Genomic DNA, 13,016 nt, shown 5'->3' on the forward strand with positions numbered 1-13,016 from the left:
AGTGGATAACAATTATTTTGTTCATGCTTCTTCATATGTAGATGAGCCTTCCGTCATAGGAGAAGGCACAAAGATATGGCACTTTTCTCATGTGATGAAGGATTGCATTATAGGGCGTGATTGTAATATAGGACAGAATGTATATATATCATCTGAGGTTATTATAGGGGACAGGGTAAAGATACAGAATAACGTATCAGTTTATTCCGGTGTAATCTGTGAAGATGATGTGTTTTTAGGGCCTTCCTGTGTTTTTACTAATGTTATAAATCCTAGAAGCTTTATAGAAAGAAAGAAGGAGTATAAGCGCACTTTAATAGGAATGGGTGCAAGTATAGGTGCCAATGCTACAATTGTATGCGGAAATAATATAGGTAAATATGCTTTAGTAGGTGCTGGTTCAGTTATTACAAAGGATGTTCCAGACTACGGGGTTATGGTAGGGAACCCAGGAAAATTGATAGGATATGTTTGCAAATGTGGACAAAGGTTAAATTTTGTGGATAAAAAACATGAAACCTGCAGCAGCTGTGGAAAATTATATTTAATGATCAATGGAATAGTAAGGTGTGTAGAAAAATGAATAGGTATAGATTTGCAATAATAGGCTGTGGACGAATATCTTATAAGCATGTTGAAGCAATTGCAGCTAATAAAAATGAAGGTATATTAGTATGTGTTTGCGATATTGTAGAAGAAAGAGCTGTAAGCAAAGCTAAACAATATAAAGAAAAATGTCCACCTGAGCAGTTGCCTAAGGTATATACTGACTACCAGGAAATGATAGAAAAGGAACAGATAGATATTATAACCATAGCAACAGAGAGTGGCTACCATGCTGAAATAGCAGTTTACTGTATGAATAAAGGAATAAATGTCATATGTGAAAAACCAATGGCCTTATCCATTGAGGATGCTGACAATATGATATGTATTGCCAAATTAAATAATGTAAAGCTCTGTATTTGTCATCAAAATAGATTTAATTCATCTATTCAACTATTAAGAAAAGCAGTTGAAAAAAATAGGTTTGGTAGGCTGATAAGCGGAACAGCTCGCATACTTTGGAATAGAGATATGGACTATTATACTCAGGCTAAGTGGAGAGGCACTTGGGAGTTAGATGGCGGAGCTTTGATGAATCAGTGTATTCATGATATAGACTTGCTTCAATGGATGCTTGGAGGACAAATTGATACAGTTTATGCTCAGTGCGATACCTTTTTACGCAAGATAGATGCAGAGGATTTTGGGGCTATAATAATTAGGTTTAAAAATGGTGCTATAGGCATGGTTGAAGGAACAACTTGCATATATCCAAGGAACCTGAAGGAGACTTTAGACATATTTGGAGAGAAGGGAACTGTGTCAATAGGAGGAATTGCTGTTAATAAGATAGATACCTGGAGTTTTGAAGATGAAAGCCAGGATAATGAATTTATATCTAAGTTTAGTTCAAAAGATCCTGATACTGTTTATGGTTTTGGACATAAGTTTCTCTTTAAGGATATGATTAATGCCATTAGAGAAAATAAAACTCCATATGTAGATGGTGAAGAAGGAAAAAAGGCTATGGCGATAGTATTAGCCGCCTACAAGTCAAGGCTAACAGGTAAGGAAGTTAAGTTTCCATTAGAGTGGTTCTCAACTTTGGATATGAAAGGTTTCACTGGAAAAGGTTAATGGCTATTAAAAGACTAGTTTAAATCAATGGACTAATCATCTTATGTTTTAATGAGCCTACAAAAAGAATTAGTAAACGTACCTAAGATATTTTCTAGAGTTTGATTACTTTATTAGAAACTAATAAATATGTGCCTATTGAGTGTAATAAGTTGTAGTTTTGGCCCCTAGTTGAGAGGAGGGAACATAACTTTTACAAAGCTAGGCACATATTTTTTACTTTAATAACCTCATTCTATAACAGTTCATAGCTGTCTCACCAAGTTTATCTAAAAGCTTAGAATTTACATAGGCACCTACAAAAGCTCCTATGGCAGGAAGCATCTGTAGTAACTTAGCTAAGTCAATATAATCCCTATATTCTTGCTGAAAGGTCTGCCAGTCAAACTTATTGATATCTTCAGGAAGAGTCTCTGAGTAACTATCCCAGTTCTCAATTTCAGAGAAGATTTTATTTATATGCTCCTGACTGGAAAAGGCTAGCTGGAATACATGAAGTATAAACAATCTTTCCTTATAATCTTTAACATCAAAACCGTATACTGAGGCTACATCAAAAAGAAACTTAAACTTTATACTTAATAATAAGGGAAAGTCAGCAAGACCTACTAAAAATCCGCCAGCACCAGTTCCAGCACCTTCTATCATAGCTGTAGTTTTATAGGTTTCTAGCTTTTTTCTTACTAATTCTTCTCTATCATAAAAACTCATATCAGAATATGTTTTTTTAGTTATGAATTCTGAACCGGATATAACAGCCTTTGATATATTTTTTATGGCTTCAGTCATAATAGTATGATATTTTTCTGGGAGTATACTATTTATCTTCTTTTGACTGCCTTTTGTAAGTTTATCTATCACAGAAGGTTTTTTAATTACTTTGGATTTCCAATGCTTTAGTTCTGCTCTCGCATGATCTTTATAGTGTTTCATATATAAAGAAGTCTCTCCTTTTCAAAGTGATTTGTTTAAAGGCATCTAAACAATAAATTAATACAATGATTATAGCATTAAGGGCATTAAACTTATTATTATATATTATTTAATATTCACCAACTTTGTGGATGTGATATATAAAACTAAATTCATTATAGATAAATCATTTCTAATAGAATTTATATTTTAAGATTCTAGTACCAAAGGTCAGAAGAATGCTAAAAATAGATTGGTGACAGAAGTAGCACATCTTTATTTATTCTGAGTAGTTTTATCGTTATTATCCAATAATACTATCTATATACTAAAAGTTTATATTTTATTTACAAGTAGGCTGTTTATAAAACCTTTACAGTCAGAGGTGAAAGTGATATTATTAATATAAGCAAAAGTTAATAAAATAAGCATATGTTAGGGTGATGCTATGACAAACAGAGAGCAGGAAATTTTACAGATTATAAGAAAAAATCCTATGATATCGCAAAAGGAACTAGCAAATATCTTAGGAATAACCAGATCTTCGGTAGCGGTACACATAACTAATTTAATAAAAAAAGGTAGCATTGTAGGAAAAGGTTATGTGGTTAAGGAAAGTCAATATGCTACAGTTGTAGGTGGAGCTAATATAGATATTCAAGGCTTCCCTAGTAACAAATTAATTTTTAAAGACTCCAATATAGGAACAGTTAAGCACTCCTTAGGTGGTGTTGGAAGAAACATCGCTGAAAACATGGTTAGACTAGGCATTGCTACTAAGTTTCTATCAGTGGTAGGAGAAGATGTCTATGGCCAAAAGGTACTTGATGAAGGTAGAAGCTTAGGCCTTGATGTTAAGGATGTTATGGTAGCCCAGGGGCAAAGTACATCTTCCTATCTTTCAATTTTAGATGAGACTGGTGATATGGCCGTAGCTATATCTCATATGGAAGTTATGGAGAAGCTTGATGTTAATTATGTATTAAGCAAGAAGCATGTGCTTGAGAACTCAGCAATTACTGTTGTGGATACAAACCTAAGGGAAGATGTTATAAGGCATATAGCTAATAATTACAAAGAAAACAAGTTGTTTTTAGATACTGTTTCTACTGCAAAGGCCATAAAGGTAAAGGAAATAATAGGTGCTTTTCATACCATAAAGCCTAATAAGCTGGAGGCTGAGATACTAAGTGGAATAAAGATTGAAGATGAAGCTAGCTTAAAAAAAGCTGGAAGATACTTTATAAATGCAGGCGTTAATAATGTATTTATAAGCCTTGGTTCAGATGGCACTTATTACACAGATGGCAAAGAAGACGGACATATAGAAGGTAAAGCGATAAAGGTAGTGAATGCTACAGGTGCTGGAGATGCATTTATAGCAGGTCTAGTTTATGGTGAACTAAATAACCTTAGCATAAAGGAAAAAGCTATATTTGGAAATGCTGCAGCTATAATGGCCTTAAGTCATGAGAATACAATAAACCCTAATATAACAGTGGATAATATATATAAATTAATTGAGGAGGAATTTTAAAATGTTAGAAAAATATTTAGACGTTAAACCAGAAATTAAGAAGGCAATAGAGGAAGGTAGACCAGTAGTTGCACTAGAATCTACAATAATATCACATGGTATGCCTTATCCACAAAATGTTGAAACAGCACTTGCAGTTGAAAAGATAATAAGAGACAATGGAGCAGTTCCAGCTACAATAGCTATATTAGATGGAGTTCTAAAGGTTGGATTAAGCGGAGAGGAAATAGATCATTTAGGTCAAGCTAAGAATGTAATAAAGACTTCAAGAAGAGATATACCTTTCATAATAGCTAAAAAGGCTGATGGAGCTACAACTGTTGCATCAACTATGATAATAGCAGCTTTAGCTGGAATAAAAGTATTTGCTACAGGTGGAATAGGTGGAGTGCATAGAGAAGCACAAGAAACCTTTGATATATCAGCAGATCTACAAGAATTCGCTCATACAAACGTTGCAGTTGTTTGCGCTGGTGCAAAATCAATACTTGATATAGGATTAACTCTAGAATACCTAGAAACTTTCGGAGTTCCTGTAGTAGGCTTTAAGACAGAAGAGCTTCCAGCTTTCTATACAAGAAAGAGCGGCTTTGGCGTTGATTACAAGGTAGATGATGAAAAGGAACTTGCTTTAGCTATAAAAGCTAAGTGGGATCTTGGATTAAATGGTGGAGTAGTGGTTGCTAATCCTATTCCAGAAGAATATCAAATGGACTACGATACAATAACTACTGCTATAGAAAATGCATTAAAAGAAGCTAAGGAAAAAGGAATAAAGGGAAAAGAAAGCACACCATTCTTACTTGCTAAGGTTAAAGAAATCACTGGTGGAGCTTCTCTAGATTCAAATATAAAATTAGTATTCAACAACGCAGAAGTTGCTGCTAAGCTTGCAGTAGAACTTTCTAAATTATAATAATAGTTAAAGACTTTATTGAAATTTAGTATTTAATTATCCGATGCTTTAATGAGCTTGCGGAAAGAATTTAAATATATAAATTTCAATAATAAAAATTCATAGTAGAATATTACCAAATATATAAATCGCAAATAAGTGCAAAATAATTACAATAATATTTAAAAGGTTGTGATTTATATGGATAATATTTATTCAAATAATACATTAGAATTAAATGAAAAAATTAATGAATTAAAGTCAATTATGAAGGAAACTAAAAATGTACGAATGTATAAAAGATACCTAGTAATATTAAGGCACTTGGAAGGTGCTTCAAATGTTGATATTGCTAAAATGGTTTCTTTAGATCAACATACAGTCGGAGACTACATTAAAAACTACAAAGCTAAAGGATTGCTAGGCTTAGTAATGAAGCATAGTACAGGAGCTCCCAGAAAATTGAGTAAAGACCAAGAAGCCATGATAGTTGAAATTGTAACAAATAAAACTCCTGACGAAGTCGGGTTTGAATCTAGAAAAAACTGGACTATTGAAATAATTAGGCAGTGGGTGATTAAAACATTTTGTATAACCATGAGTCACAGGGGAATCCATGAAATTTTGCATAGATTAAATCTAAGCTATACAAGACCAACCTACGTACTAAAAAAAAGCTGATAAAGAAAAGCAAGAAGAATTTAAGGTAACTTTTGAAGACCTAAAAAAACTAATTAATGGGGAGCTAGCGCATCTTCTGTTCGAAGATGAATCCATGATAAGAGACTATCAAGCTATACAGAAAACTTGGTTTAAGAAAGGTCAGCAGCGTAAAATCCCAACCTACGGTAAAAATGCTGGAGTAAAATTAATAGGGATATTGGATTATGGTACAGGAAAAGTATATTGTGAAGAGCATGAGAGGTATGATGCAGTTGTATTTGAAAGATTCTTAAAGTGTATACTAGAACAATACCCTACGGGTAAAATCGTAATGATACTAGATAATGCAAGAATACATCATGCAAAACTACTTGAGCCCTTTTTATATGAGAATAAAAATAGATTAGAGTTAGTATTTTTACCACCATATAGTCCAGAACTTAATTTGATAGAGGGGTTATGGGGGTGGCTTAAGTCAAGAATAATTAATAATGCATTCTATCCTACCTTATCTAGGGTAAGCGAAGCAGTGCAAAGGTTTATTACACATATAAATAAAACCCCTACAGAAATCATAGACAGGCTATGCATTAAAATGTAGAAGTTTTATTGAAATATATATAGTATAATAGTTGTCAGCCCTCTAGGTATGAGCTTATCATGCTTAGCGGGCTAAAATTTTATTATTTTTAAAAAAAGTTTTATTCGTAACTTAAGTTACCGATTAATGTAGAGTAAATTAGTATAATTTGAAATGTAGAGAAGAGATCAAACCAAGAAATACTAGTTTAGGCTCAGGGCTGAAGCTGGTATGGATAATTTAAAATAAATAAATTAATTTGGAGGTTAAGTTATGAGTATGTTTTGTTATCAATGTCAAGAAGCAGCTGGATGTAAAGGCTGTACAATAAAAGGTGTTTGTGGAAAGACTGAAGATGTAGCAAAATCACAAGATTTATTAATATATGTTGTTAAAGGTCTTGCAGTAGTAAACAATGAAGGAAGAAAAGTTGGAGTTACAAGTAAAAAAGCTGACAACTTCATAGTTGATAGTTTATTTGCAACAATAACAAATGCAAACTTTGATAGAGATGTATTTATATCAAGAATAAGAGAAGGTTTAGCTTTAAGAGAAGAACTAAAGGCTGAAGTAGCTAAAGCAGGTGGAAACGTTGGAGTTACTAATGAAAACTGGTTAACTAAAATACTTTCTTTCGTTGGATTAAAGAGAGAAGAAGAAAGCAAGCTACCAGAAGCAACAACTTGGTTCTCAACTAACATAGATGAGTTCAATGAAAAGGCTGAAACTGTAGGCGTTCTTTCAACTAAAGATGAAGATATAAGATCATTAAGAGAATTAACAACTTACGGACTAAAAGGTATGTCTGCTTACGTAAAGCAAGCTAGAGCATTAGGTTTTGAAAATGATGATGTTGTTGCTTTCATGGCTGAAGCATTAGCTGAGTTGCTAGATGATACAAAGACAGTTGATGACTATGTAGCATTAGCATTAAAAGCAGGTGAAGTTGGTGTTCAAGGTATGGCATTATTAGATACTGCTAATACTAAGACTTACGGAAACCCTGAAATAACAAAGGTTAATATAGGTGTTAGAAATAACCCGGCTATATTAATAAGTGGACATGACTTAAGAGATTTAGAACAATTATTAGAGCAAACAGAAGGAACTGGAGTAGACGTTTATACTCACAGTGAAATGCTTCCAGCTCATTACTACCCAGCATTCAAGAAGTACACTCATTTTGCAGGAAACTACGGAAATGCTTGGTGGAAACAAAACGAAGAGTTCGAAAAGTTTAACGGACCAATACTAATGACTACAAACTGTATAGTTACTCCAAAGGACTCATACAAGGACAGAATATACACTACAGGTGTAACTGGCTTCCCAGGAGTTAAGCATATAGATGCAGATGCCAATGGAATAAAGGATTTCTCAGCATTGATAGAACAAGCTAAGAAATTACCTTCACCAACTGAAATAGAAACAGGAGAAATCATCGGTGGATTCGCTCATGAGCAAGTATTTGCTTTAGCAGATAAGGTTGTTGATGCAGTTAAGAGTGGAGCTATAAAGAGATTCTTCGTAATGGCTGGTTGTGATGGAAGAGCTAAGAGCAGAAGCTACTACACAGAATTTGCTGAAAAGCTTCCAAAGGATACAGTAATCCTTACAGCTGGATGTGCTAAATATAAGTACAACAAGTTAAACTTAGGTGATATCGGAGGAATTCCAAGAGTTCTAGATGCTGGTCAATGTAACGATTCATACTCATTAGCATTAATAGCATTAAAGCTTAAAGAAGTATTCGGTTTAGCTGATATCAATGAATTACCAATATCATATAATATAGCTTGGTACGAACAAAAAGCTGTTATAGTATTGTTATCATTACTTCACTTAGGAGTTAAGAACATACATTTAGGACCAACTCTACCAGCATTCCTTTCACCAAATGTAGCTAACGTTTTAGTACAAAACTTTGGTATCGGTGGAATAACTAATGTTGAAGATGATATGGCAATGTTCTTAAACGCATAAGATAAATTTAAATTATAGATATATCCCTGTAGACTCAGGCTCTGTTAAAGTACAATGTTGTAATTATTAAACATAGCCTAAGCAAAAAAATAAGATCTCCCCAGATCTTCATTATAGTAACAATCTTACACCCTTTACAAAAGGAGGACTACCATATGTAGTCCTCTTTTTTACTGTTAAGAAATCCCCCATGAGGGTAAAAGCTATCACAAAAGTATAATGAAAAACTTGTCTTTTTCGTAGGGAAATATAAATTTCTTTGCTATCTAAACATAGCAATATCAAGGCTTTAGAACAGCTATTTAGAGTAAACAGTAAAAAAGAAATCTTATGTCGCCTACAAGATTTTACTTATATGCGTTTAGAAGGTCAGATACGCAAAAAAAGTTAGTAAAATAACTGGAACTTAATTTATAAATATTACTAGGCATACAAATTAAGGTTATGGAAAAAGCTAATTACAGAGCTAGTAATTAGCTTTTTAATTATTACCTCTGCTAAAGCGCCTTGTTGAAGTTGAGTGGTCATTGATCTGAGGCTTCGACGACACCCTGTGAAAAGAAGTAATGTGATTTTGCCATAGTTGATGCCCCCCAATTAGTCTTGGCACATGAAGAAAGGCAAGAGGATTAGGAGAGAATTATGAATAAAAGGAAAGTAATTTATAATCTATTAATAATAAACCTTTTGTTGTTGATAGTATACATTTATAGTAAAGTCCCTATGCTGCTAAGTTTTACTGGAAAGATAGTAAAGGTTGTTATGGTACCAATAATCATAGGAGTATTTTTCTTTTACCTTATAAAGCCCCTTAATGATATGTTGTTGAAAAAAGGAGTTAAGTCTAGTTTTTCTGCAATGATAACCTTGATAATAGCTTCGGTAGTGCTTGCTGGATTTTTTATCTTTTTAGGAAGGCATTTAATAAAGGAGTTTAGGACACTGATATTTAATCTGTCTGAAATAATCAATAATGATTTTATCAGTCAGTTTGATGGTTATGTTGGTAGATACATGGATGTCCAATGGATGTATGATAGAATAACAAAATATTTAGAAGGTTACCTATACATTATTGGAAGAAGAAGCTTAAAGGTATTTTCCTTTACTATGAACTTATTTTCAGCGCTGCTTCTAATACTTGTCATAATATTTTATTTACTAAAGGATGGATTAAGATTTAAAGAAAGTGTATTGAAGATAATTCCTAAAAGATATAAAGATGTGCTATCAAAGATTATGAGTGATGGAAATAAGGTTCTTTCCTCTTATGTCACAGGGCAAGCTTGTGTTGCAATATCTTTGGCTACCATGATTTTTATAGGATACAAGATAATAGGTATCCCTAGTGCAATTGTTTTGGCATCTACCACATTTATACTAGCCTTTATACCTTTCGTAGGATTCTTTATATCTATGGTTATTCCATATATTATAGCTATAAGCTATGGTATACCGATGATAATAAAGCTGACTATACTCTTTATGGTAGCTCAAGGAATAAAGGGGAGGATAGTAGTTCCTCTTATAATGTCTAAGGCTATGCATATACATCCACTTACAGACATATTCTTAGTTATAACTGCGGCTAGTGTAATAGGTCCTTTAGGAGCCTTTATCATAGTTCCATTATATTCTTTGCTTAAGGTGGTTTTAATAAATATTAATGTATTAACTTCAGACAATACAATAAATTATAAAAATGAAAATTGAAAGGTAAATCTTTTTTATAAAATGGAAAATCGGCAGATGCCTGCCGATTTTAACTCCATTTCTCAGCCCATTTTTGTATTTCATCCATGGCTGTTCCAAGGTCTCTCCCTTTTTCAGTAAGCTCATACTCAATTCTTACCGGTATTTCAGGGTAAACATTTCTCAGTATAATACCTTCTTTTTCTAATTCCTTAAAACGCTCTGTAAGCATTCTAGCACTCATGTTTGGAATAGTTTCGGATATATCTGAAAATCTTTTAGGACCACTTAGTAAAGTTCGAATTATTAAACCAGTCCATCTCTTACCAAGTAGAGAAAAAGCAGCTTCAAACTTAGGGCAAAGTTGGTGACACTTATCCATATAATCATCTCCCAAATTTATTTTAACATATATACTTGACAAAAGTAAGCTGTATATATTAATATAGTTACATAAAGTAAGTTGATAATAATTATTAATTAGGTATAATAATTATATAAAACTTATTACAAGAACTCAAGTATATTATTAGAAATTTTAAAATATAATTTATGGAAAATGAAAGGATGATTAAATTATGTCAAAGGTATTATATATCACAGCAAATCCAAAGCCTATAGAAGCTTCTTATAGCTTATCTGTAGCAGAAGAATTTATAAATGAATACAAGAACAACAATCCAGAAGATGAAATAATAAATATAGATGTTTACAAAAATAATATTCCTCTAATTGATGGAGATGTTTTTGAAGCTTGGGGCAAGTTAGCTGAAGGCACAGCTTTCACAGACTTAATAGAAGCACAACAACAAAAGGTTGGTACTTTAGGAGCACTAGTAGATCAATTTGTTGAAGCGGACAAGTATGTATTCGTATCTCCACTATGGAACTTCGGAATACCTCCAATGTTAAAAGCTTATATAGATGCAGTATCAGTAGCTGGTAAGACATTTAAATATACTGAAACAGGTTCTGTTGGTTTACTAAGTGGTAAGAAAGCTGTACATGTTCAGGCAAGAGGCGGTATATATAGTGTTGGACCTGCTGCAGAACTTGAACTAGCAGATAGATATATAAAAGCTGTACTTGGATTCTTTGGAGTAACAGATGTTCAGTCTGTAGTAGTAGAAGGTGCAAACTTCACTCCAGATAAAGCTGAGGAAATCAAGGCTGCTGCTATAGCTAATGCAAAGGAAGTTGCTAAGAAGTTTTAATAAAGCCATTGTATAAGTATTAATTGTAATATTGGTCTATTATATAGGGAACCTTCATGAAAACTTAATTTATACTTGTTATAAAATCGCGGCTTCTGGTGATTTTGTGGCATGTATAAATTAATAGTTGAAGTTGGTTCCCTATAGTATATTTTGTATCTATATTTAATTTAAATAACAAGTTTAAAAGAAATATGAAAAACTATTTTTTATGTGATTTTTGGTTCTTGTTATGCATCTAAGGATATAAAAAAAATATAGATTAGTAAGGAGCTAAAAGTAAGTGTAAGCTTGCTTTTAGCTCCTTTACTTTATATTGGAAGTGGCTTTCTATCCTTTATTAAAACATGAATATCTTCATGGACCTTAACTATAGCATCTATTACCTTACTATCAGGTAGGTCATAAGATCTTGCAAGTATTATCTTAAGCTCATTTAACCCTATCAAATACTCAAATTCTTTGCCGCTATCAAAACCCTCTTTTAAGGATACTATAGCTCTAGTATCGCATATTGTACATCTAGCTGTATCTTGTTCATCACCTATAAACTCTATAAAGTCAAGGACCTCATCATAGGTTACTAATTTAGGATCCACATATACAATTGCAGAAAAAGGATCATTTTTTGCGTTAATATCTATCTTATTAACCCAATAGAACTCAGTTAAAGTTCTTTCAATTCTTGATTCTAGATCACCACTATCAAGTATTCTTTTATATTCCATTGCAAATCACTCCTTTCTACAAATATATTTTTTCTATATTTATATGCCTCTATACTAGAAGTATTCAGCAATAAAGGATTAACCAATATGAGGTTCAATCATTAAACATTTTATGAAAAGGATAAAATGCTTTATTAGAAGGAATAATAGATAAGACATATTTTAGATTTTAGAGGTGATAAAAATGGATAAGAATCATAAATTCCCTACAAGCTTTCCTCCACAACATCAGGATAGACAGCCAGGCTTTGAAAATGAGATGGATCCTAGACCTATATATGAGATGGAAGGTTATAACCAATCATCTAACAGATTAAAGGATAAGGTTGCTATAATAACTGGAGGAGATAGTGGTATAGGAAGAGCAGTATCTATAGCTTTTGCAAAAGAAGGAGCTAAAGTAGCCATAGTTTATCTGCACGAAGAAGATGATGCAGAGGAAACAAAGACAGTAATAGATAAGTACGGTGCACAATGTATGCTCATAAGCGGAGATATAGGGTACGAAGACTTTTGTGGCCAAGTGGTTAAAAAAGTAATAGATCAGTGGGGTAAAATAGATATTTTGGTTAACAATGCAGCAGAGCAACATGTGCAAAATAGTCTAAAGGATATAAGTGCAGATCAACTTGAGAAGACTTTTAAGACTAATGTATTTGGAGCATTTTATCTAACTAAGGCTGTTCTGCCATATATGAGATGCGGAGCAAATATAATCAATACAACTTCTATAACAGCTTACCTAGGTAATGAGACTTTGATTGATTACTCTTCCACTAAAGGGGCATTAGTTAGCTTTACAAGATCTCTATCTCAAAACCTTGCTGAGACAGGAATAAGAGTGAATGCTGTTGCACCAGGACCAATATGGACACCATTAATACCAGCTAGCTTTAATGCTCCAGATGTTCAAAAGTTTGGTTCAGACTCACCTCTAGGTAGAGCAGGGCAACCAGTGGAATTGGCTCAAGCCTATGTGTTTTTAGCATCAAATGATGCATCATATATTACTGGCCAGACCATACATGTAAATGGCGGTAATATAGTTAATGGATAGATAATCAATATGTCTGATATTTCTTAGAAAAACAATTTAAATATAACAATTTAGGATGCTGATAAATATTTG

General features: G+C 32.9%; 12 protein-coding genes. 9 read left to right on the plus strand and 3 right to left on the minus strand.

Features of this window, described 5'->3' with window-relative positions; translation table 11 throughout:
• Window position 1: 1 nt before the first annotated feature.
• Together C1I91_RS02345 and C1I91_RS02350 are read left to right on the plus strand one after the other, a co-directional pair.
• Window positions 2-583 (plus strand): acyltransferase, encoded by a 582-nt coding sequence (locus tag C1I91_RS02345; RefSeq protein ID WP_128211048.1) that lies wholly within the window; start codon window positions 2-4, stop codon window positions 581-583.
• A complete protein-coding gene (locus tag C1I91_RS02350; RefSeq protein ID WP_128211049.1) occupies window positions 580-1,683 on the plus strand; it encodes a Gfo/Idh/MocA family protein in 1,104 nt (367 codons plus the stop codon). The genes C1I91_RS02345 and C1I91_RS02350 overlap by 4 nt, the downstream gene beginning before the upstream one ends.
• Before the next feature lie 216 nt (window positions 1,684-1,899).
• Here C1I91_RS02350 and C1I91_RS02355 read toward each other — a convergent pair whose 3' ends face one another.
• Complete coding sequence (locus tag C1I91_RS02355; protein ID WP_128211050.1) at window positions 1,900-2,616, minus strand: EcsC family protein; 717 nt, start codon at window positions 2,614-2,616, stop codon at window positions 1,900-1,902.
• A gap of 427 nt (window positions 2,617-3,043) precedes the next feature.
• Here C1I91_RS02355 and C1I91_RS02360 point away from each other — a divergent pair, with 427 nt between their 5' ends.
• The 5 genes from C1I91_RS02360 to C1I91_RS02380 all read left to right on the plus strand — a co-directional run bounded on the left by C1I91_RS02360 (window position 3,044) and on the right by C1I91_RS02380 (window position 9,966).
• On the plus strand, window positions 3,044-4,132 hold the full coding sequence (locus C1I91_RS02360; protein WP_128211051.1) for a PfkB family carbohydrate kinase: 1,089 nt from the start codon (window positions 3,044-3,046) through the stop codon (window positions 4,130-4,132).
• A gap of 1 nt (window position 4,133) precedes the next feature.
• Window positions 4,134-5,048 carry a pseudouridine-5'-phosphate glycosidase gene (locus C1I91_RS02365; protein ID WP_128211052.1) on the plus strand — a complete coding sequence of 305 codons (915 nt, stop codon included), beginning with the start codon at window positions 4,134-4,136 and terminating at the stop codon, window positions 5,046-5,048.
• Between the two features lie 180 nt (window positions 5,049-5,228).
• A protein-coding gene (locus C1I91_RS02370; protein WP_238475849.1) for an IS630 family transposase occupies window positions 5,229-6,291 on the plus strand; the annotation gives its coding sequence in 2 pieces (ribosomal slippage) (window positions 5,229-5,696 and window positions 5,698-6,291; 1,062 coding nt in all).
• Between the two features lie 252 nt (window positions 6,292-6,543).
• On the plus strand, window positions 6,544-8,253 hold the full coding sequence (hcp, locus tag C1I91_RS02375) for a hydroxylamine reductase (protein WP_128211053.1): 1,710 nt from the start codon (window positions 6,544-6,546) through the stop codon (window positions 8,251-8,253).
• A gap of 642 nt (window positions 8,254-8,895) precedes the next feature.
• A complete protein-coding gene (locus C1I91_RS02380) occupies window positions 8,896-9,966 on the plus strand; it encodes an AI-2E family transporter (RefSeq protein ID WP_128211054.1) in 1,071 nt (356 codons plus the stop codon).
• Window positions 9,967-10,015: 49 nt separating this feature from the next.
• On the opposite strand, the gene C1I91_RS02385 is transcribed toward C1I91_RS02380, so the two are convergent.
• A complete protein-coding gene (locus tag C1I91_RS02385; RefSeq protein WP_128211055.1) occupies window positions 10,016-10,327 on the minus strand; it encodes a winged helix-turn-helix transcriptional regulator in 312 nt (103 codons plus the stop codon).
• 196 nt (window positions 10,328-10,523) lie between these two features.
• Between C1I91_RS02385 and C1I91_RS02390 the strand changes: the two genes are divergently transcribed.
• Window positions 10,524-11,159: an FMN-dependent NADH-azoreductase gene (locus tag C1I91_RS02390; RefSeq protein WP_128211056.1), complete on the plus strand. Its 636-nt coding sequence runs from the start codon at window positions 10,524-10,526 to the stop codon at window positions 11,157-11,159.
• 311 nt (window positions 11,160-11,470) lie between these two features.
• Here the strand turns inward: C1I91_RS02390 and C1I91_RS02395 are convergent, their stop codons facing one another.
• On the minus strand, window positions 11,471-11,887 hold the full coding sequence (locus tag C1I91_RS02395) for a hypothetical protein (protein ID WP_128211057.1): 417 nt from the start codon (window positions 11,885-11,887) through the stop codon (window positions 11,471-11,473).
• 184 nt (window positions 11,888-12,071) lie between these two features.
• Between C1I91_RS02395 and C1I91_RS02400 the strand changes: the two genes are divergently transcribed.
• Entirely contained in the window at window positions 12,072-12,944 is an 873-nt protein-coding gene (locus C1I91_RS02400; protein WP_128211058.1) for an SDR family oxidoreductase, read from the plus strand.
• Window positions 12,945-13,016 lie beyond the last annotated feature (72 nt).

The sequence above is a fragment of the Clostridium manihotivorum genome (genome assembly GCF_004015185.1).
Lineage (GTDB): Bacteria > Bacillota > Clostridia > Clostridiales > Clostridiaceae > Clostridium_AR > Clostridium_AR manihotivorum.